Here is a 22367-nt window from a genome sequence, read left to right as displayed (position 1 = left end):
GTGATAGTAGGGTCAAAACGGGACTTGTCGAAGCGCAGCTTTGACCCGGTTTGGCGACCGCAGCATACTTGCCTGCGGGACGGGCCATCGTCAAGCATACCATCCGTTTAGCGCGGTGCCGGCCGAACGCATTCACTGCGAGGGCGCAGTTCCTACGGAGAAGTCTCCATCGTAGCACCTGATCCCATCCGCTTTTTATCCGCCGCGGCGCCCAGTAGTTAAACCCAGTACCTCCAAGGGTAGCGTAGTGTGCTCCATATGAAAGCAGGTCATCGCCAAGCATTTATTCAACGAAACAGCCTCGACCTTCGGTCGGGGCTTTTTCGTTTATATCCATCGGGATCTGCGCTCACATGGGGCAGGTAGACAGCGCCGTTCGCGGCCGCCCTGCCATGTGATAGTAGGGCGACACCGGATAAAGGCGAAGCGCGCTTTGCCCCGGTGGCGCGACCGCGGCTTCTATTTAATGAGTAAATGGGCCTGCGGGACGGCTCGCCTGCGAGGCGCCAAGCATTTATTCAACGAAAACGCCTCAGCCTCTGGTTGGGGCGTTTTTGTATGTGGAATTTAAACAGCACGGCATGAGCCTGATCTTATCCGCTCGTTTCGGTTAACCATGCACAGAGTAAAAGTGCGAAAATGCCACTCTTTAGTGCAGTAAACCAAGGAAATTTTGGATGAAAGGACGTAAAACGCTTGCCGCTGCGGCACTGCTCGCGGTCGCTGCAATTCCGGTTCAGGCGGATACCGTACTGGGGGTCAGAGCCGGTACTCAGGTCTGGAATATGGATGGCGAGAGTATACTGGGGAGCGCGAACCAGTCGTCACGCGCGGATTTTGATTTCAATCGCGAACAGCAGAACAGTTACCATGTCTCGCTTGAGCACCCGGTACCGCTGTTGCCGAACATCAAGCTCAAGCGCACGGAGCTGGCCAGTAAGGGCCAGGCCGAGGTCTCCGGTTTCAACTTCGAAGGGACCAACTTCAATGGCAATGTCGATACCGATGTGGACTTCGGTCACAATGATCTGACGCTGTACTACGAGCTGCTCGACAACTGGGTCAGCCTGGATCTGGGCGTGACTGTCATGCAGATGGACGGCCATGTCGAAGTCAGTCAGGGCAGTCAGACAGAACGCGTCGATTTCGATGGCTATGTGCCGACGCTGTATGTTGCTGCCGAATTCGAGCTGCCGTTGACAGGCCTGAGCCTTGGGGCGGAAGCCAACGGTCTGGCGGCTGGCGAGCACCACTTCTACGATGCGCAGGCACAACTGCAGTACAAACTGATCGACAACCTGGCAGTGGATGTCGCGCTGCAGGTCGGCTATCGCCAGTCGGCTCTGAAGCTCGACGATATTGACAATCTGGATACCGATCTGGAGTTCTCGGGCGCCTTTGCCGGCGTGCAGGTTCACTTCTGATATATGCGTGGCGATGAATCAGCCGCCGTTTGATGGGTTTCGCTGCGCTGCACCGCATCCTACGGGGTGGCATTGGCGGGTGGCCTTGATGTCAGGCTGGAGTGTAGGTGGGTGCAGCCCCGAAGGGGCGTAACCCAACGATGGGTGTAACCCAACAATAAATGGTGTCGCTGTTAACTCAGCGGCGCCCAGTAACTTTGCTGCCATTCGTCCTGTAGCTCGGGAGTGAGAAAGCTCCAGGCGATAAAGCGGCTGATCTTTTGGCCCTGCGCCATTTCCACTACGCGCACCTGCTGGGCACCGGCATGGCTCAGCTCTCGCCGGATCGCGGCAAGGCTGGATTGCTTCGCGACCAGGGACGTAAACCAGTAGCACTGTTCGCCATAGGCTTTGCTCTCTTTCACCATGCGGCAGATAAAGCCTTCCTCACCACCGTCGCACCAGAGCTCGTCCGGCTGGCCGCCGAAGTTCAGCTTGGGTGTGGCGGCGGGCTGCGGGGCCTTTTTAAGGCCGCGCCACTTGCGCTCGGATTCCGCTGTCATGGCGGCTTCCGATGTATGGAAGGGCGGGTTGCACAGGGTGACGTCAAAATGGTCGTCGGCTTTCCAGATGCCGTTAAAAATCTGATTCTGCTGTTTCTGCAGGCGGGCCTCAATCTTGCCGGACAGGCAGCGGTTGGAGCGCACAATGCCCTGTACCGTGCCCACGGCCATGGCGTTGATGTCGGAGCCGACAAACTGCCAGCCGTATTCGCGGTTGCCAATAATGGGATAGACGCAGTTCGCACCTATGCCGACATCCAGTGCTCGCACCATGCGGCCGCGGGGAATCACGCCGTTATTCGAGTCGGCCAGCAGGTCTGCCAGGTAATGCACGTAGTCGGCTCTGCCGGGGATAGGTGGGCACAGAAAACCGGGCGGGATATCCCAAAAGTCGATGCCGTAAAAATGACTCAGAAGGGCCTGGTTCAGCGCCTTAACTGCCTGCGGATCGGCAAAGTCGATAGACTCGTTACCGTAGCGGTTCAGCTGCACAAACCCCGCCAGTGCAGGACTCGCCTTGGTCAGCACGGCAAAGTCATAGCGCCCCCGGTGCGGATTGCGACTGTGCAATTCGGCCTTGTTGGTGCGTACAGCGTCAGTTTTTTTCATGGCATCATCGGTGTTCTATAGGTAGGCGGGCAGTATACCTGACAACGACTGCAAGCTTGATATTTGGGTCTTTCTCCGTTGTGTCACAGGTGTGTTTATGGCTTGAATTACAGCAGTGGATGTGGCCTTTCGCCTGCATGTGGCATAGAGGTGGTGGCTGATATGTTGTGTGAACGGGAGTGAGATGATAAGTGATAAGCGTTTTTCAGGGCCGGTTGTCCCCATTGTTTGCGCAAGGTATTTCTTCGTACGGAATATCGAGGTTTTTGATTGTATGGATAAGGTGCTCCAGGGTAGCGGCTGGCTGCGCACGGAGCCCGCATTCCCAGACAATGAGTACACGCCAGCCTAGCTCAAGCAGTTGCTGAGTGACCTGCTTGTCGCGGTCAATTGTGTTACGAAATTTTAGCTCCCAAAATGCCGAACGAGTCGCGGGGGTGCTGCAGTTTCTGCAGCCTTGATGTCGATGCCAGAAGCAGCCGTGCACGTTGACTACTGCACCATACTTGGGGAGCACGATATCCGGCTTTCCGGGCAGGCCCTTAACATGCAGCCGGTATCGGAAACCGGCTGCATGGAGGTAGCGGCGAGCGGCTAGCTCCGGCTTGGTATTTTTGCTCCGTATACCTGACATCATCCTTGATCGTGTTTGTCTATCGACTATGTCAGTCATGCGCCAAAGCTACCAATTAATAATGGTATGATAACCGGCTGTCAGTTTTGTACTTTGAAGAAGATTCATGAGCATCCAAATTGTTGACCTTTTTGCCGGCCCTGGCGGATTAGGGGAAGGATTCTCCTTTCTGGACGATACCTTTAAAATTCTGATCTCTGCAGAGATGGATCCTGCTGCGCATGGAACTCTTCGGCTGAGGGCCTTCTATCGAATGTTACGTAGCGAGTGCCCCGAATTTCTCGATGACTACTATGGTTTCTGCAATGGCACGCGGGGTCAGCCTTGGTCTGAACGTTCAGAGGATGTTTGGGAAGCCGCTGGGCGAGAAGCCAGGCGGCTAACCCTTGGCACAGAGGAAAGCAATGCGATTCTGGACGAAGTAATAGAGTCCGGCTTGGACAGGTCGAAGCCATGGGTACTCATTGGTGGGCCGCCATGCCAGGCATACTCGCTTGTAGGCCGGGCCCGTAACAAGGGAAATGCTCATTACAAGGCTGAAGAAGACCACAGGCACTTTCTCTACAAGGAATACCTGCGGATAATTCAGCAATACAAGCCTTCTGTTTTTGTCATGGAGAATGTTAAGGGCATACTGTCTGCCAAGGTCGGAGGAAGAACCATTTTTCACGACATCCTGCGCGATCTGGCAGATCCTGAAGGGGCCTTGGGCTTTTCCGTATCCGGCGAGAAGTACGTGATCTGCTCACTTGCCAGTGATGCTGTTTACCGACACGGTGATGACCCTGCTGCTTTTGATGCCAGCAAGTTCGTAATTCGTGCAGAGGGATACGGAATTCCACAGGCCCGGCACAGGGTCATCCTGCTTGGTGTCAAGGAGAGTCTGTTCCAATCTGTGGAGCTCCTTCATCCCCAAAGTCCGGTGCCGGTCGGAGCTGTGATTGGTACATTGCCCAAGCTGCGCAGCAAGTTGAGCAAGCAAGCTGATAATTCTGAAGACTGGTGGCACCTTGTAAAGGGTCATCTACAGGGTCTTGAAGCTTCGATTGTCAAAGCGCCAGAGTATGGTGATCTTCAAGCAGTCCTCGCTGAGGCTCGAGACTCTTTGAGCTGGAGTCTGGATAGCGGTGCGCTCAGATATGCTAAAAAACTGGAAGGGAAGACTGACTGCAATGTTCTGAACAAGTGGTACCTGGATGACAAGCTGGAGGTCTGGCTTAACCATGAGTCCCGCGGACATATGTCGGAAGATCTGCGGCGCTATGTTTACGCTGCTTCGTTCGCCAAGGCCAGAAAGCGTTCCCCAAAGGGGCCTTCCGAGTTTACGTTACCTGGTCTTCGGCCGGAGCATCGCAACTGGGAGTCGGGCAAGTTTTCAGACCGTTTTCGAGTACAGCTGGAAGGTACTCCCGCGACAACAGTAACCAGTCATATCTCCAAGGACGGTCACTACTTTATACACCCAGATCCGTCACAGTGCCGCAGTCTTACGGTGCGGGAAGCCGCGCGTCTTCAGACGTTCCCGGATAACTATTTCTTCCAAGGCAACCGGACGCAGCAATTTCATCAGGTTGGAAATGCAGTCCCACCGTTGCTCGCATATAAAATTGCAAAAATTGTTAAGAGTGCTATAGATAAGCCTGAGAGTAGAAGCTAGACTGTCGTTTAATGAGGACAGTTTTTCGATTGAATAGGTAAGTTAAAGAAGTGGCCTTTTCGACGAGGTACATATCGGCTTATTATTTCACGATAGGAAGTAACCCAGTTCGGATATTTGGTTTTGAATGGATGTGAAATTAAGGGAGCGAATTGGTGAGCAGTAGACGCGAGAAAATAGCCCCAAGAGCTTCAGTTCTCATTGAAAGTATGCGGGATATTGGATATTCGCTACAGACTGCAGTAGCTGATGTGATTGATAATTCAATCACAGCCGGTGCCCGAAGCATCTGTTTACTTGCCAATACGCATTCTATTGAACCTGCTTTTGCTGTTCTTGATAATGGATCTGGGATGACAGAGATAGAACTTATCGAAGCTATGCGCCCAGGTTCTAAAAGCCCTCTAAGTGGGCGAAGTTTAAATGATCTCGGTCGATTCGGCCTCGGATTAAAGACAGCATCCTTCTCCCAATGTCGACGGCTGACGGTTTTAACGAGAAAGAATGGACAGACGTCATGTGCTATCTGGGATCTTGATGTTGTCGCAAAAACGGACGAGTGGTACGTCGATTTAGTCTCAGATTACAATGATATTCCTTGGTCTGATGAGTTAAAAGAGACAGGAACGCTCGTTATTTGGCAGAAAATTGACCGATTAGTAGATCCGAAATGTCCAAATGATCGTCAGAATTTTATTCGAGAGCTTGACGAAGCAGCATCTCATGTTGAACTTGTATACCATCGTTTTCTCGCAGGCGAGGCTGGTCTGAAGAAAATTTCAATGTCTTTGAATGGCCGGAAGCTAAATTCTGTCGACCCATTTAATTCAAAAAATCCTGCAACGATTTTTGGGCCTGAGGATGTTTTTAGGTTGGGTAATCAAGAAATAAAAATTCAGCCCGTAACACTTCCTCATCATAAAAAGGTTACGGCTGAAGAATGGAATCGCTATGCTGGCTCAGAAGGATATATTAAAAATCAAGGATTCTATCTGTATAGAGGTAAACGGCTAATTATTTATGGTACATGGTTTAATCTTGCACGGCAGACTGAGTTAACAAAACTTGCGCGAGTAAGGATAGATATGCCGAATAGCATGGATTTTGACTGGAAAATTGATGTTAAGAAGGCTTCAGCGCAGCCACCAGCTCCGGTTCGTGAGCGACTGAGGCGGATTATTGATGTTATTGGTGCAGGATCAAAACGCACGTATACCGAACGCGGAAAAAGACTTATAAGTGCTAATCGATTACCAGTTTGGAATCGTATTCAAGATAAAAATAAGGTGTTCTATGGTCTTAACGCTGAGCATCCTGCATTCACATGTTTTTCCAGTGGGCTTTCTGTTGAAAAAAAAAGAGAGTTTGGAAAGCTTCTAGAGCTCGTTGGATCGACGATTCCTATCGATACAATTTTCGCAGATATCAGCTCGAACCCTGAGGCGATAGACAATCGAGGGATGGATGAAGAATCCTTTTTAGAAGTCACACGAATGACATACCTAACACTAAAATCTGGAGAGGTTGAGGACGAAGATATTGCACTAATTATGTCTTCTGCTGAACCATTTAAGTCAATGTGGAAAAAAACTGCAAAGATAATTGACTCGATTAAAAAGGACTGTGTAAATGAGGGAAGAAGTTCAAGACCTTAAAGACATGATTAGTGCTTTGCTTGCCAAACGCCTGCCCACACCAGAAATGATTCGGGAGCATATTCAACGCGTTCGGGCAGTCTATCCTAGTGTTACTGACGAGGAAGCTGAGAAGTTAGCATTAGATTTTGAAACTGTCCACGGCGTAACTATGAACATAGGAGCCACTTTAGAAAACACTGGGTTTGAGAAGTGGCTGGACGAAGCTCGATCAGATATTGATTTTTATTTTTGGAATAGATACCGGCGATTACTTGGCGAGAAGGGTTTTTCTGCACATGTCTTGGCTACACTTGACAATATTACGGATCGGATACTTGGGCTTCTTCAGCGTCCGTTAAAAGAAGGAAAATGGGATCGGCGAGGCATGGTCGTGGGCCATGTTCAGTCTGGGAAGACTGCAAACTATACAGGGCTGATTTGTAAGGCGGCAGATGCTGGATATGAGGTGATCATAGTAATTGCCGGTCTCCATAATAACCTTCGTAGTCAGACTCAAATGAGGCTTGATGAAGGTTTTATAGGTTTTGATAGTGCGAAGTTGCAATCGAATAAGCAGGGAGCGGACAGTGTGATTGGTGTAGGGCGGTACGACTCAACGCGACGTCCCAATGCATTCACTAACACCTTTAGAGATTTCAATAAGGCCACGGCCACTAGCATCGGTATTCCTTTGGAAAACCTCAAGCAGCCGGCAGTTTTTGTAATCAAAAAGAATACTAGCACGCTTAAAAATCTTCTTGAATGGTTGAAGGAGCACAATGCTCGCCGTGGGGCTTCTTCAATTAGTGCTCCTATGCTTTTGATAGATGATGAAGCTGATAATGCGTCAATTAATATTAAAAAAGGTGGTGAAGAGGTTTCCCGGATTAATGGTCAAATTCGCCAACTTTTGGATATCTTCGATCGAAGCTGTTATATAGGATACACTGCAACACCATTTGCCAATATTTTTATAGATCCTGCCAATGATGATGAAATGTTTGGAGCAGATCTTTTTCCCCGTGATTTTATAGTAAGTCTTGATCCTCCGGATAATTATTTTGGCGCTTCTCGAGTTTTCCTCAATGATATAGACGATGAGGGCGGGAACCCTATTGTGCGTCATATTGATGATAACGGAGACCTTTTACCACTCAAGCATCTAAAGGGACATGTAGTTCACGGGTTGCCGGCTAGTCTTCAGCGTGCAGTCAGGGCATTCATTTTGGCACGGGCTATCAGACTCGTACGTGGCCAAGTAGGAAAGCACAACTCGATGTTAGTGAACGCGTCTCGCTTCACTGATGTTCAAAAGCAGTTGCGAAATGAAATTCATGTTTTCGTCGATCGAATCAGAGGCAATATCCGCGTAAACGGCCTAAAGCCTGAAAAAGAAGCATTACTTGATATTGAGATTGCAGCTCTTCATGACGTTTTCCTCCAAGAGTATCAAGAAGAGTGCGGATTTTCTTGGCTTGTTGTGCAAGAAATGCTTTGGGAGAGTGTTAGTCCTATCAATGTAGTTGAAGTAAATAGCAGGTCTTCAGGTTCACTTGACTACGCGGAGAATGAAAAGTCTGGGCTCAATCTGATAGCCGTTGGCGGATTTTCATTGTCGCGAGGGTTGACGCTTGAGGGGCTGATGGTAAGTTACTTTCTTCGAAACTCGATGATGTATGACACACTCATGCAAATGGGAAGGTGGTTCGGATATCGACCTGGTTATGATGACCTCTGTCGAGTATGGATGCCAGAAGAAGCTGAGGGTTGGTATGCACATATAGCAGAGTCAATCGAGGAGCTTAGAGACGAGCTGCGCAGCATGGAAGTAGCTAATGCGACGCCAGAGCAATTCGGCCTTAAAGTTAGAAGCCATCCAGATACGCTCATTGTCACCGCGCGTAATAAGATGGGTTCTAGTGAGCGTTTGGTTGTTTCTGTTGGGCTAGCAAACCAATTTGTAGAAACCGCAGTTTTGCGTCGAGACACTGAAAGTATTCTCTCCAATCGTAAGGCTGCAGTTTCGTTGGTGGAAAATTTACGTTCGTCGAACTTGGCACCTGAGAATAGTACAGTAGTTGGAGGCGGTAGGCTTGTTAACTGTGTTCCTGTATCCCATATTCTTGAGTTTCTAGAGTCGTTCAGAAATCATCCAGGTTCTTACTTAACAGAGACCGACCCTGTTAGAAAGTATATTGAAGATAGAATGTACAATGAGTTATCTAATTGGGATTTTTACATTCCAGGCGTAAAAAATATGTCAGATAAATCGTGCATTTATGAGGGGTTTGGCTTTGAATTTGTTTGCCAACGTCGTAGAGAAGGTCGGCCGAGAGAAGGAAAGGTTATCGATGAAAAGACCTTGTTTATTAGTGATAAACAGCGTGTATCGTCTCGGGGAATAGAGAGCATAGGTTTGTCTCCAGAGGAAATAGAGAGTGCCAAGGCCTCATATCGTAACGATATTGTCTGGACAGGTAAAAATGAGACTCTGAATTATCCAGACCGAATATTTCGACGGATTCGGAAGCGACCGCTTCTGGTATTACATATGCTTGCAATTGGGGCAAAGGAGGATGACCTAAGTCACCAAGAGCCAACTGTTGCGTGGAGCATAAGTTTTCCAAAAACAGAATATGAGGAGAAAAAAGTCGAATACGTTGTCAACACGACTTGGTTCCGTGAGCGCTATCAAGAAGAGGCTGACGAAGATGAAGAGGAAGGTGATAATGACTGAGTACACTGATCCTTGGAAACTGATGTCTCCTCCAGACCAAGCGGCTAACGTAAATGGCCGAAGAGTTGATCAGGATTTTCCATGGAGTCTATTCTGGGCAGTCGATGTAGATAGTAAATGTCTCCTCATCTTTCAACATGACCGCTTGAATAGACCTAGTAGTCGACTGCCTAAGCTCCACGGGGTAGAGTTTGAAACACGTACTCCTGATTCTGGCTCTCGCGACATTCTGGTGATCCGGCTAGTTGATAACGAACAACGTGAAATTTTTCATCGGCTGTGCCTAGATATTATTTCTGCAACGAAAATGGCAAGGACGGAACAGGAAGCTATAGAGTGTTTTATTTCTAGAACTTGGCGTTGGCACAGATTATTGCGTGGTGGTCGTAATGACCGCCTATCTGATGAAGAGCAAAAGGGTTTAATAGGAGAGCTGTTAGTCCTTCAGAATGTTCTCTTCCCATTGGTTGGCGTTAAGGCTTCGGTTCAAGGTTGGACTGGGCCACTGAATGCGCCAAAAGATTTCGAAATAGGTCGACTTTGCATCGAGGCAAAGGCGCGTCGTGGGGCAGCGAAGCCCTTCATTAGTATTTCCAGCGAACACCAGCTTGATAGTGAGGGTGTTGATGCTCTTTTTATACATGTTTCTGAGATCTCGGCAGCCTCGGAAGATGACCTGCAATCTATCACGGTTACCGAGCTTGCGCGTAATATTTTTGAAAAGATAGAAGCGCTAGATATATATACGGTTGAGATTTTTGAAGAAAGGTTGATAGCCGCAGGGTTTGATTGGGCTGATAATTATACTGATAAAAAATGGAAATCTGGCGCATTTAGTTTGTTTGAAGTCAAGGGGTGTTTTCCTAGGGTTACTCCATCAATGTATCCATCAGGTGTTAGTAATCTTAGATACGCTATTTCTCTACAGGATTGTGAACCTTTTCGTTCGAGTGAAGAGAAATTAAAGGAACTTATATTAGGAGCTTTGGATGGCCATCAGCATTGAGGAGTTCAGTAAGGAATTTTTCCAAGAAATAATCATGGAAGCCGACGCAAGTGGTTGTTTAACAGAGGATGTTTTTTTCGATAAGTTCTGCGAGCATCTGACTGATTCAGGTGATCTCGAGACTGCCGATAGGGCTGACTATCGAGGGCAACCGGGTAGTGGTATCCGTGTAGATGGATATGGAGGGGATCCTATAAACTCCTCCGGAACTCTAAGCCTAATTATTGTCGACTATAACCATAGTGCTGAGGTCAGTCGTCTAATTGGTAGTGAAATGAATACATTATTTCAGCGGCTTTCGAAATTTCTTAAGAAAGCATTAGATAGCAAATGGAGAAACTCTCTCGAAGAAACTAGCCCTGCATTCGGGCTGGCTGATCTTATTTCGCAGCGTTGGAACGGTGTGAGTCGAGTTCGAATGTTCCTGATTAGTAATCGGGAATTAAGCGAGCGTGTCGACGGACGTGAGGCTAATGAGTTCGATGGTCGCCCTGTTACTTATAGTGTTTGGGACATAAAACGCTTACACCGTTTTGCGACAGTTTCTCATGGGCATGAAGATATTGAGATTGATCTAGTGGATGGCTTTGGTACAGCATTGCCTTTGCTTCCAGCGCATTTGTCAGCTGATTACGAGGCGTATCTTGCCGTACTTCCAGGATCAATGCTTGGTGCAATATACGATTACTGGGGCGCGCGCCTACTTGAACAGAATGTACGTGTATTTCTACAGGCGCGTGGAAACGTGAATAAAGGAATAAAGGGTACGCTTGAAAATTCCCCGTCGATGTTTTTTGCTTATAACAACGGGATAACGGCAACTGCTGAGTCAGTGACAATAGAAGAGAGAAACGGCCAACCGTTCCTAACGGCTCTTAAGAATTTTCAGATCGTTAATGGAGGGCAGACAACTGCTTCTGTACATGTAGCATATATGAATAAAGTGGATCTCTCGAAAGTTTTTGTGCAAATGAAGCTATCTATTGTTGACCCTGTACGGTCTGAAGACGTAGTCCCTAAAATTTCAGAGTACGCAAATAGTCAGAACCGAGTCAATGCTGCGGATTTCTTTGCAAACCACCCGTTCCACGTAAGGATGGAAGCGTTCTCTCGCCGTATGTATGCACCATCACCGGATGGAACGTTCAGGGAAACAAAGTGGTTCTATGAGCGGGCGAGAGGGCAATATGCTGATGCACGGTCGCTACTGACACCGGCGCAAAGAAAGAAATTTGATCTTGAAAACCCTCGGTCTCAACTTATTTCCAAAACCGACCTAGCCAAGTATCTTCATGTCTGGGATCAACACCCTGACAAGGTAAGTTTAGGTGCGCAGAAAAATTTCGCACATTTTGCTCAAAGTGTGGGCGTTGCTTGGAAAAATAGCGATGAGATCTTTAACGAGTCTTATTATCGTGAAGCGGTGGCAAAGGCCATTTTTTTTAAAGCGGCAGAAAAAATAGTTTCGAATCAACCTTGGTATCAAGGTGGGTATCGAGCTAACATTGTTGCTTATTCAATATCAAAGATGGCTTATGATGTTTTAGATATGAAACGTGCCATGGACTTTTCACTTATTTGGAAAGCACAGTCGATTAGTGAACCGATAGAAAAAACGCTTGCTCATGTTGCCAAAAGCGTTTGTGATGTTTTGGTTGATACGCCTCCGGGTATTAGTAATGTGACGGAGTGGGCCAAAAAACAGGCATGCTGGGCTCGAATTAAAGAGCTAAAAATCCACTGGCCAAAATACTTCATAAATATTCTAATATCTCAAGAGGAAAATAATTCTACAAAAAAAAGTGCACGTAAGGAGCAGAAGATTTTAAATGGTATCGAGGCTCAAACTGCTGTTTTTACTGCAGGTCCTGCTTTTTGGCGGGAGGCCTTGGCATGGGGTCAAGAAAAGAATATATTATCGGCAACAGAGGCTGGAGTCCTATCTGTCGCGTGTAATATTCCAAACAAAATACCAACTGAGAGGCAGGCTATCAAAACTGTTGAAACTGTAGCTAAACTTAAGAGGGAAGGCTTTGTTTGTGACTTTATTACGTAAATGATTATCTGTATAAAATATATTTAAATGTAAAGATTTTTATTTTTAGCTTTTGTCGCTCTCTTAATTAATTGTGGGGGAGTGGGTCATGAATGATAGATGACGTATTCCGACAGCTTAGATTCTGATGTGTCCTTAAAAGTCAGTGCAGGCAGTTACGGAGGTAAGCATGGAACCACTCCCGATCCCCCGCGATGTTGATAGTCGCGGCCCGGACCATCGCACCGCAGAGCCCATCACCTTTGTGCATATCCGGCGCAGGTTCGATTTTCGCTCGATACAGATCGGGCGCTGGGTGACGCGGGATGAGCAGGTGCGGGCGGCGGGGCTGTTTTACGGTGCCCTGGTGGATTTGATGCACATTCTGCAGGGGCCTGAAACGCTTATTTCCCTGCGCGGCGCGTTGTCGCTGCAATACGGCATTGGCGGCCGTCCCGGTGTGGCTGCGCACTACGACCCTGCGCAGCGCAGCTTTGCACTGGCCAAGAACGCAGGTCCCGGCAGTATTGCTCATGAGTGGTTTCATGCGCTGGATCATTACCTGGGGGACAAAGCCTTCAGTGATGTGCCCTCCAGCATGTTTGCCTCCAAAGCCTGGCTCAGTGATGCAACCCCGGTTGCCCATCCGCTGAATGATCGGCTGTCGGAGTGCTTTCGCTGCATTCTACTGGATGAGCTAGGGGACGGGCCGAGTGAACTCTTCAGGGTGTCGGCACTGGAAGACAAGGCACGGGGCACGGTTTATTACAGCCAGCCGGAAGAGCTCTGTGCCAGAGCCTTCGAGGCCTTTGTGCAGGACTCAGCCATTCGCAATAACTTCCTGGTGAAAGGTACCCGCGTCTCGGCTGAGGCGAAGCGTGGCCTCTATCCTCAGGGCGAGCAGCGCGAACGCATCAATGCCGCCTTCGGCCGTTACTTCAGCCATCTGGGGGCGGCGTTGAGTCGGTAGCGGGCTTAGCCATTATTGCCAAGGGAAGGGCAAGAGCGGCGTTATTATAGTCGCCGAATTGGATGCAAATGGATGACCGGCCGTATTATTTTGGCGCCGCAGTTGTGTAGGTCTTTAGGCAAGCAGGTAGCTGATGACTGAACAGATTTTTAGACCCCATTGGCTGGTGCGCCAGGTCGGCGTGTCGTGGCGCAACGCCACTCTGTGCGATGCCGGTCTTGTGCTTGTGGGAGCCCGTGGAGCGCAACCTGAAACGGTTAGCTGGGAACAGTTGCTCAGAGTGCCCGCGCTGCAAAAGGGAGTTCTGTTTCACAGCGTTGTCTTAACAACAGCGCAGGGAGATCGTATTCTCAGCTGGCTTTCTCGTAGTCGTGCCGCAGCACTGCAAGGTACGCTTGAAGCGAACTGGTATCTGCATCATGCCAGTGCTGCCAGCGAGCGGGTGAATGAGTTACGCAGATTGCTTGGCCGTCCTGGGTATTTGCGTACCGGGCGCTGGCTTGAGGTTAAGCGTCGTGCGGCCAAAGCGCTGGCATCGGTGACGGCGCTGCCTGCACAGGGTGTTGTTGATGACAAAGCCCGTGCGCCTTATTTGCAGTTAAAGCGCTGGGCAGACTGGGATGAATCCCAGGTGCAGCTGATTCGAGACCGCTATGTTGCCCGGCAGAAAGAGCGTTTTCAGGCATTGTTTGATGGCATCGAGTCTAACCCGCTGACCGAGCGTCAGCGTGAAGCCTGCATTATCGATGATGACAACAATCTTGTGCTGGCGGGGGCTGGTACCGGCAAAACCAGTACGCTGGTGGGGCGTGCGGTCTATCTGATTAAAAGCGCTCAAGCCAGGCCTGCGGATATATTGCTGCTGGCCTATGGCAGCAAGGCGGCGCAGGAAATGCGCGAAAGGCTGCATGTCCGTTTGGATAATGATGGCGTTGCGGCAAAAACTTTTCATGCGCTGGGCCAGCTTATCATCACTGAGGTTGAAGGCGCCAAACCCCGTATCAGCGCCTTGGCGGAGGATGCCAAGGCGCTGGCCAGCCAAGTGGACAGCTGGTTTCAGCAGTTGTTGCAGCAAGATAGCTACCGTCGCCTGGCCCTCACCTATTTTCAGTACTACCTGTACCCCGCAAAGAACCCCTTTGATTTTAAAAGCGAAGGCGAGTACTTCGAATATCTGACGGCCAATGAAATACGTACCTTTAAGGGTGAAGCGGTTAAAAGTTATGAAGAATGCCTGATTGCCAACTGGCTATTTCGCATGGGGGTAGGCTACGTATACGAAGATATTTACCATGAAGCCCAAACTAAAAGTCCTGATTTTCGTACCTATCAGCCCGATTTTTACCTGCCCGATTATGGGATTTATATCGAACACTTTGGTATTGATCGCCAGGGTAATACAGCACCCTATATTGACCGGGAGCAGTACCTTGCGTCCATGCAGTGGAAGCGTGAACTGCACGAAACCCATCAGACCACGATGATCGAAACTTTCCACTACGAGCGTCGCGAGGGTCGGTTGCTAGAAAACCTGCAGGCCAAGCTGGAAGCGCAGCAGGTGGCATTTTCCCCCTTGCCTGATGCGGCAGTGCTGGAAACTCTGCGTGAATTCGGCGCTATCAGCCGTTTTTCCGAGCTGTTAAGCCAGTTGCTGGGGCGTTACAAAAATGGCTGTTTTAATGCCGCCAAACTGCAGCAGATCATTGCGGGCTCGGCTGAGCGCAAACAGCTGCAGGCGGCGATGACGTTGCTGCAACCGGTGCTGGAACTTTATCAGGATTTGCTGAGTTCGCGGGATGAAATTGATTTTGATGACATGATCGGCCGCGCTCTTGCCTATGTACAGGATGGCCGTTTCAAGCCGCGCTGGCGTTTTATTCTGGTGGATGAATTTCAGGATATCTCGGAGCCCAGGGCGCGGCTGGTCAAGGCTCTGCACGAGGCTCACAGCGACTGCTCGCTGTTTTGTGTGGGTGATGACTGGCAGGCCATCTACCGTTTTTCCGGCAGCGATGTCGGCCTGACGTCCGGGTTCAATCATTACTTTGGGCCCGGCGCGACCACTGTGCTGGACAAAACCTTTCGCTTTAACAGCAGCATTGGTGAGGTGGCGTCACGCTTTGTGATGCGGAACCCGGCGCAGGTGCCAAAACAATTAAAAGCTCACGAGCAGGTTAACCAGCCTGCGGTGTCGCTTATGCGCCGTAGTCGGGATCCTGCGCAGCCCTGGCGTGCGCTAGAGGATGTCCTGCGTGAGCTGGCCCAGCATGCCAAACCCGGCAGTAGCGTCTATCTGCTGGCACGTTTCTGGTTTCGGCTGCCCGATAGCACTGCATTAAGGGCGCTAAATCGGGACTGGCCAAAGCTCAATATTGAAGCGCTGAGCCTTCATGCCGCCAAGGGCAAGGAGGCTGACTATGTGATTATCCTGGGGCTGGAATCTGGCAAGCATGGCTTTCCGTCCGAGAAACTGACACATCCGCTGCTTGAAGCATTACTGCCAGCGGCAGAACCCTATGAATTTGCAGAAGAGCGGCGGCTGTTTTATGTGTCTCTGACCCGTGCCCGCCACCGGGTTTTTCTGGTGTGTGATATGGTGACGGCGTCGAAATTTGTTATTGAGCTACAGCGGGATCAATACCCCATAGAGCTCAATGAGTTTGAAACCTCCCTGGCACAGCGGTTGTACGAGGCAATCAAGTGCAGTCGCTGTGAAACGGGATCTATGGTGGCCAGGCGTAGCACATTCGGTGATTTTTTTGGCTGCAGTAATTACCCGCGTTGTGACCATCGCGAGAAAGGCTGTCCTGAGTGCGGCCTGGCCATGAAAAAATCGGGGCGTTTCAAAGTCTGTATTGATGACAGTTGTAGCGCTTGGGTGCCGCTGTGCCCGTTGTGCGGTGCTGATATGGCCCAAAGGTCGGGGCGCTTTGGAACCTTTTGGGGCTGTGGAAACTACCGCGGGAAAGAGAACCCCAGCAGCGGCCACACAGAGAACGAGATCAGTACGCCGCTAATAGAAAACTGATCTGGGGCCATGTGCTGTCTTGCTGGGGTTAATAACCATCTTGCTGGCGGTACTGCAGTTCGCGTTTCAGATCCTTGAGGGTACGCAGTTCGTCGAGGACGCCGGGGATCTGCAGGCGCATCAGGCGGATGCGATCCAGCAGGCGATCGAGGTTTTGTACCTGTTTGCGGCGGCTGTCAGCGTAGAGGTGATAGTGCACGAAGGCGCGCTGCGGATCTGATTGTATGTAGTCGTTTTTTTCCAGCTGTACGCGCTGAATTTGCGCCTGCACCGAAAGGCACAGTGCCTCGAAGGCGGATTCCGGAATCTGCAGCGCGTCTGTTGCCACGTGCTGCTGGTACAGCGTCATGACAGCCATCATGTCGTTGTTGTCACGTGCGTTCAGCAGCTCGGTCATCAGCTGCTCCTTGTGCTCCCGCTGTGCAGGGTCTTGCTCCCGGTCTGGATGCAGCGCCTGGGCGGCACGTCTGAACAGCTGCCGGAGCCATTTGTCATCCACGGCTGGAACCTGCTCCGTGTCTTGGCGCTCTGCTGCATCGTCGCTAGCACCGGGTTCGGCTGCATCATCCTCAGGCGTTGCGTGGTCTGTGGCTTTGCTTTTGTCCGATTCAGGGGCTGCATGATGGCTATCGTCATCATTTGCCTCGGCGTCTGCCTGGGTCGAGTGCGGCTGCGGGATATGACTCGAGGTACCAAAGATTTCCAGCTGGGTGCGCATGTACTGCTGGGCGATGGCGGCGGCTTCCTTGCGGTCGTATAGCGCGACCTGTTCCAGCAGTTCGTACACCCAGGCTTCCAGAGTCTCGCGGTGGCCCTGGCGCAGGTTTTTACGTTCTGAAAAGTCGATCAGGCGTTGCAGCAGGGTTTTCAGCATGCGGTGATTGTTTTTCAGTCGCGGCAACACCTGCTTGGCATAAATATGACCGAGTTCATCCAGCTCGCGCACGAGCTTCTGGCGCCTTTTCTCTTCGCGTTCCAGGTTCTTGCGCAGGCGGTCAAAGCGTTTCTGCAGTGCGGAGGTCGGCGCCGCAGCGCTGGCGGGCTGCTCGGGCAGGGTGTCAATATTCATGGCTGCTTTGGCCGGACTCGGGGCTGCTGAGAAGGGGCGCATACTACAGGGCTAACGCCTGAATTGGGATAGCAGACGTTACCCCCGCAGCAGTGGGGGGAAAGCGCAGCAATATACCGGCGCCTTGCAGATTCGCATCGACGGGGCAGTGCCGCAATGCGAATCAGTAAAAATCTACCATCTGCTCGGTCATGAAATAATAGCGCTCTTCCTGCCGGTTACGCAGTTCGCGCTTCAGGTCATTCATGTTGCGTAGCTCATCGATGATTTCCGGGATCTGCTGTCCTATCAGCTGGATCGCTTCCAGCACCTCTCTGAGGTTTTGCTGCTGTTTCTTGCGGGTGCCGGCATAGAGAAGATCATGTACACGGGCCCGGTGTGGATCTGAATAGATGTAAATCATTTTCTCTTGCTGCAGCCCTTGTATCTGATTTTGCAAGGACGCACACAGGGCCTCGAAGGCGGATTCCGGAATCTGCAGGCTGTCATCGTTGACGTGCTGCTGATACAGCGTCATGACGGTCATCATGTCGTTGTTGTCACGTGCATGCAGCAACTCCGTCATCAGCTGCTCCTTTTGTAATCGCCGCGCGGGATCGCGCTCCCTGTCTGGATGCAGGGCCTGAGCGGCGCGGCGAAACAACTGTTTGAACCATTTTTCGTCGAGCACTGCTGCAGCCGGTTGTACCGGCGGATCAGCGTCGAAATCATCGAAATAGCGGGAATTTTTCTGTGAATCAGAGTCCGGAATGTCGTCAAAGCCGAAAAAATCTGACTGCGTCTCGTTATCCGGTGCCGTTTGATATGTCTGTTCCGATGCCCCGCTGGTGAAAGGCTCATCGGGGCCAAACGGATCGAATTCATCGAACTCACCGGGGTCAGGAACCTGTGTTCGCTTGCCAAACGCCTCATACTGGCTATCCATGTAGAGTTCGGCAATGGCTGTGGCTTCGATGGGGTCGTATTCGGCAACCTGTGCCAGTAGCTGATGGATCCAGGCCTCCAGTTCTTCCCGGTGCCATTGACTGAGACTCTTGCGCGTAGAGAAATCGATCAGCCGATGCATGAGGAGTTTTAGTATCCCATGATTGTTTTTCATCTCAGGCACCACCTGCTCAGCATAGGTGTGACAGAGCGCGTCCAACTCCTGAACAAATTTTTGCTGTTTTTTTTCTTCCTTCGCCAGCTTTTTGCGCAGTTGGTTAAAGTGCCGCTGCATCGCAGGAATGTCGGCTGCGGCGTTGTCGGGGTGTGCGTGCAGTATTTCTATGTTCATGGTCTGAATGGCTGCGCTCATGTGCTGGGTTGGACGGTGAATTCTACCGGGGGCTGCCCTGAATTGTGAAGATTGATGGTGGTTATGCCTGCCTGCCGAGGTTGTTAATCCCAGCCTCCTATAGGGAGATCAGCTCGCGCAGTTGCTGATCCGATAGCTCGGTGATCCATTGTTCGCCGCTGGCGACGCTGAGATCCGCCAGTTCTTTTTTGCTCTGGATCATGGCGTCGATTTTTTCCTCGAAGGTGTTTTCCGTGATCAGGCGGTGTACCAGTACTTTGCGCTGCTGGCCGATACGATAGGCACGGTCTGTGGCCTGGGCTTCCACGGCCGGGTTCCACCACAGATCGTAATGGATAACCTGGCTGGCGGCGGTGAGGTTGAGACCGGTGCCGCCGGCCTTGAGTGACAGGATCATGGCGCGCACACCGCGCTCGTTCTGAAAGCTTTCGACCATCTCGTCACGCTGCTTGCGGGATAGCCCGCCGTGCAGGAAGGGGACTTCCCAGCCGAATTGCCGGCGCAGGCTGTCGGCCAAAAGGTCGCCCATGCGTGTGTACTGGGTGAAAATCAGCGCCTTCTCGCCGGAGCCATCCAGCTCGGTCATGATTTCCATAAAGGCCGCCAGCTTGCCGGAGTCTTCCACTAGGGCCTGGTCCTGGCTGAGGAACTGCGCCGGGCTGTTGCAGATTTGCTTCAGGGCATTAAGCAGCTTGAAAATAATGCCGCGCCGCTCGATCCCCTCGCTGGCCTGCAGATCTTGCATGATCGCATCCAGGGTGCTCTGGTACAGGGCCGCCTGTTGGGTGCTGAGGGCGCAGTAGCGGTTGCTTTCGATCTTGTCCGGCAGGTCGCTGATAATCTGTTTATCGCTTTTAAGCCGCCGCAGAATAAAGGGCGCGGTAATTTTGCGAAAACGCTCCAGCCGGCCCTGATCGCGATCGCGCTCAATCGGGTTGGCGAACTCGGCCTGAAAATGCTTTTGGGTGCCCAGATAACCGCGATTACTGAAGTCGAACAGGCTCCAGTATTCCAGCAGCCGGTTTTCCACCGGGGTGCCGCTCATGCCGATGCGGATATCCGCCCGTATTTTCTTGATGGCCTTGGTCTGGGCGCTGCCCGGGTTCTTGATGTTCTGGGCTTCATCAATCACCAGTGCGCGCCAGTCGTGCTTGCCCAGCGCCTTGGCGTCTGTACGCACCAGACCATAACTGGTGAGGATAATATCGTGTTCAGCCAGTGCCAGGCTGCGCGCACCGCCGTGGTAAATCTGCACGCGCAATCCGGGGGCAAAGCGCGTGATCTCGCGGCTCCAGTTGGTTAGCAGGGACGTAGGCGCCACCACCAGTGCCTTGCGGCTGTCGAGCTGGCCGGTCTCCTTCAGATACAGCAGGGCGGCGATGACCTGCAGCGTCTTGCCCAGGCCCATATCATCGGCGAGCAGCGAGCCAAAGCCGATGCGTGCGTTTTGCACCAGCCATTCATATCCGCGCAGCTGGTAGGGGCGCAGGCTTGCATTAAGGCCTGCGGGTAGCGGGGCGGGTTGGCGCTGCAGTAGTTGATCAAACAGTGACTGGGCACCGCCCACCAGGTCCACCCGGGTATCATCCAGTTCTTCGGCCAGCCCGGCCTTTAGCAGCTCGAAACGCGACAGCGATTCGGGCAGCGCATCCAGGCGGGTCATCAGACGCTGCAGTTCGGTATCGTCGACCAATACATACTGATCCAGCAGCCGCACTATGCCGGAGGAGGCCTGCACCAGCTGCCGGAATTCACTCACCGCCAGGCGCTGATCACCGATGGCGATCTGCCAGTCGAACTGCAATAGCTGATCCAGATTCAGATAGTTGACGGCGGCTTCGGTACCCTCGCCGGACAGCGCCAGGCTGAGGCGAGGCTGGGCCAGATCGCGCAGGGCCTTGGGCAAAATAACCTGAATGCCGAGCATGCGCAGCGCTGGCAGGGTCTGGCGGAAGATGGGGGTGAATTCCGCCAGGCTGAAATCGAGCTCGGCAAGCCGACCCTGCTGGCGGTAAAGCTGCTCGATCTGCGGCAGGTAGTCTGCCAGTACCGCAAGGTCGGCCAGTACCTGTATACGGGTTTGCGACAACTCAGGCGCGGCCAGCAGGCTGTCCAGAGATTGCAGAGGACCGTCCGCAGCGGTCGCCGTGGGCTGAGCGCCGTTGCTGCGCTGCTCAATGCGGATATCCACACTGAGGCGATCATCGAGGCGCTCTTCAACCTGCAGGAACAGCTTGTGGCTGCGCTCGTTCAGGGACAGGCGGTTGAGCCAGTGGCGGATAACGCGGGGGGCTTCGGCGCTTTCAAAGCGCTCGAATCGTTGCGCTTTACCGCCGAAAAACAGCTGCTCGATGGGCTCGCAGGCGGCAGTCGCCGACGCTGGGCTATAACCCCGGGCTATAAAATGGGAAAGGATCAGCTGCAGTGCCGCCTGAATCTGTGTCTGTGTATCGCCATATAACTGTATAGCGGCGCGGCGCCCTTTGGGCTTGTGCTGCAGCAGTACCAGGTTGGGTGGGCAAAGCGCCTGCAGAGCCGTCATCAGCGCCTGCACCGGGGCGCTGCTGGTGGCGGGGCGCCAGTGTATCAGGGTCTCATCAGCACTATTATTCAGCACCGCCGGAACATAGGCACGCTGTTCAATCAGCTTCAGTGCGACGCGTAGCAGCAGGCGCCAGAGCAACAGCGGGTGGGCCAGATAGGGTTCAAGACCCGGCGGCACGGCATTCAGACGCTGCAGCCAGGTATCCAGCGATGTATCTATCGTATCGGGTGCGGTGGCCGTTGGGCGCTGGGTCTCATCGTTGTGGTTGAGCGCGTGCAGGAAGTGGCCGTTTTCATCAATGATGAATGTTAGCCCCCGCAACTGATCCGCCGCCATCCAGGGTTCCTGAGCTTCGTCGTCAAAGCGGCTGGCTTCGCGGGCCGTGCGCTTGTATTGGCTGGCGAGGGTGGCGCGAAAATCTTTCGGGTAAAACAGGGGCTTGCCGGACAGTATGGTCAGGAGCTTGTCCTGCAACGGCGGTATTCCGGTCAGGTCGATGGCGTCAAACTGACTGATCTCGGCCGGTGACCAGCCCTCAACAACCGGTGCCTGAGCCCAGAATGTTAGCGGTGTGGGTAATGCCTCCAGGGTTTCCAGGCGCATGCCCACTCGGGCTTCCAGCTCCGCGGCCAGATCCAGCCCGTGAAGCTCAAACACCCGGAAGGGGTTCTTGTCGATTTCATTGGCAATCAGGTAAATCACGGCGGCGATATGCTTGCAGGGCACGGCCCAGTCCGGGCATGAGCAGTTGGCCCTGATATCATGCCAGCGCCTGGGAAACAGCTGAATATCGAGCGCGCTGGCAATATCCAGCACCTGGTGCGGCAATTGCCGGTTCAGCAGCCGAGACAGTATCGCAGGGTCATCACTGATCGCCGCTAGCAGTTGCTGGCGTTGTGTCGCGTCAAAGGCATCCAGGCTGATGGCAACTCTGTAGGGTGTGCGCTGGCTGCCCCGTACCCTCGCATCCACGCGGGTGCCCTGGATCTCAATGCGCAGCACTGAGCCGTTGGCGGCATAGCGTCGGCCGCGGGGCAGTCGGTTAGTATCATCGATACCATTGAAGGCGCTGAGCCATTGCTCGCCCCACCAGGTGTGGCCGAATGTTGCCATGCGTGGAAGCTCGGTCGGTAAAAATGAGACAAGGCTAAAAGGTGTCAACCCGAAAAGCCAGAGC

The 22367-nt window shown here is 52.0% G+C and carries 14 protein-coding genes; 9 read left to right on the top strand and 5 right to left on the bottom strand.

Annotation, left to right across the window (positions count from 1 at the left end; translation table 11 throughout):
• Nucleotides 1-677: 677 nt before the first annotated feature.
• Nucleotides 678-1424: a TIGR04219 family outer membrane beta-barrel protein gene (locus MPRO_RS11570; RefSeq protein ID WP_067292192.1), complete on the top strand. Its 747-nt coding sequence runs from the start codon at nt 678-680 to the stop codon at nt 1422-1424.
• 173 nt (nt 1425-1597) lie between these two features.
• Here the strand turns inward: MPRO_RS11570 and rlmF are convergent, their stop codons facing one another.
• Together rlmF and MPRO_RS11560 are read right to left on the bottom strand one after the other, a co-directional pair.
• Entirely contained in the window at nt 1598-2575 is a 978-nt protein-coding gene (gene rlmF / locus MPRO_RS11565; RefSeq protein WP_067292188.1) for a 23S rRNA (adenine(1618)-N(6))-methyltransferase RlmF, read from the bottom strand.
• A 205-nt stretch (nt 2576-2780) separates the two neighbouring features.
• Nucleotides 2781-3248 carry a very short patch repair endonuclease gene (locus MPRO_RS11560; RefSeq protein ID WP_067292185.1) on the bottom strand — a complete coding sequence of 156 codons (468 nt, stop codon included), beginning with the start codon at nt 3246-3248 and terminating at the stop codon, nt 2781-2783.
• A 67-nt stretch (nt 3249-3315) separates the two neighbouring features.
• On the opposite strand from MPRO_RS11560, the gene MPRO_RS11555 reads away from it, so the two are divergent.
• The 7 genes from MPRO_RS11555 (at nt 3316) to MPRO_RS11525 (ending at nt 16279) form a co-directional block, all read left to right on the top strand.
• On the top strand, nt 3316-4866 hold the full coding sequence (locus MPRO_RS11555; RefSeq protein ID WP_067292182.1) for a DNA cytosine methyltransferase: 1551 nt from the start codon (nt 3316-3318) through the stop codon (nt 4864-4866).
• Between the two features lie 155 nt (nt 4867-5021).
• On the top strand, nt 5022-6521 hold the full coding sequence (locus tag MPRO_RS11550) for an ATP-binding protein (RefSeq protein ID WP_216821296.1): 1500 nt from the start codon (nt 5022-5024) through the stop codon (nt 6519-6521).
• A complete protein-coding gene (locus tag MPRO_RS11545; RefSeq protein WP_067292178.1) occupies nt 6496-9240 on the top strand; it encodes a Z1 domain-containing protein in 2745 nt (914 codons plus the stop codon). The genes MPRO_RS11550 and MPRO_RS11545 overlap by 26 nt, the downstream gene beginning before the upstream one ends.
• Complete coding sequence (locus tag MPRO_RS11540; protein ID WP_067292176.1) at nt 9233-10246, top strand: PD-(D/E)XK motif protein; 1014 nt, start codon at nt 9233-9235, stop codon at nt 10244-10246. Before MPRO_RS11545 ends, MPRO_RS11540 begins: the two co-directional genes overlap by 8 nt.
• Nucleotides 10230-12302 (top strand): AIPR family protein, encoded by a 2073-nt coding sequence (locus MPRO_RS11535; RefSeq protein WP_067292173.1) that lies wholly within the window; start codon nt 10230-10232, stop codon nt 12300-12302. Before MPRO_RS11540 ends, MPRO_RS11535 begins: the two co-directional genes overlap by 17 nt.
• Nucleotides 12303-12471: 169 nt before the next feature.
• Nucleotides 12472-13251, top strand: coding sequence for a CLCA_X family protein (locus MPRO_RS11530; protein WP_067292170.1), 780 nt, complete (start codon nt 12472-12474; stop codon nt 13249-13251).
• Nucleotides 13252-13384: 133 nt separating this feature from the next.
• On the top strand, nt 13385-16279 hold the full coding sequence (locus MPRO_RS11525) for a UvrD-helicase domain-containing protein (protein ID WP_082708682.1): 2895 nt from the start codon (nt 13385-13387) through the stop codon (nt 16277-16279).
• A gap of 28 nt (nt 16280-16307) precedes the next feature.
• Here the strand turns inward: MPRO_RS11525 and MPRO_RS11520 are convergent, their stop codons facing one another.
• Both MPRO_RS11520 and MPRO_RS11515 read right to left on the bottom strand, forming a co-directional pair.
• Complete coding sequence (locus MPRO_RS11520; protein ID WP_158651801.1) at nt 16308-17348, bottom strand: hypothetical protein; 1041 nt, start codon at nt 17346-17348, stop codon at nt 16308-16310.
• Nucleotides 17349-17511: 163 nt separating this feature from the next.
• The gene (locus tag MPRO_RS11515; protein WP_158651800.1) at nt 17512-18447 is read right to left on the bottom strand and encodes a hypothetical protein; all 936 of its coding nucleotides are present in this window, start codon (nt 18445-18447) and stop codon (nt 17512-17514) included.
• Here MPRO_RS11515 and MPRO_RS25790 point away from each other — a divergent pair.
• Nucleotides 18433-18693, top strand: coding sequence for a hypothetical protein (locus tag MPRO_RS25790; RefSeq protein ID WP_158651799.1), 261 nt, complete (start codon nt 18433-18435; stop codon nt 18691-18693). The genes MPRO_RS11515 and MPRO_RS25790 overlap by 15 nt on opposite strands.
• Before the next feature lie 49 nt (nt 18694-18742).
• On the opposite strand, the gene MPRO_RS11510 is transcribed toward MPRO_RS25790, so the two are convergent.
• Complete coding sequence (locus MPRO_RS11510; RefSeq protein ID WP_067292160.1) at nt 18743-22303, bottom strand: DEAD/DEAH box helicase; 3561 nt, start codon at nt 22301-22303, stop codon at nt 18743-18745.
• Between the last annotated feature and the right edge of the window lie 64 nt (nt 22304-22367).

The organism is Marinobacterium profundum (genome assembly GCF_001528745.1).
GTDB lineage: Bacteria > Pseudomonadota > Gammaproteobacteria > Pseudomonadales > Balneatricaceae > Marinobacterium_A > Marinobacterium_A profundum.
Note: the sequence above shows the minus strand (reverse complement) of the source record. Positions and strands in the feature narration are given on the sequence as shown.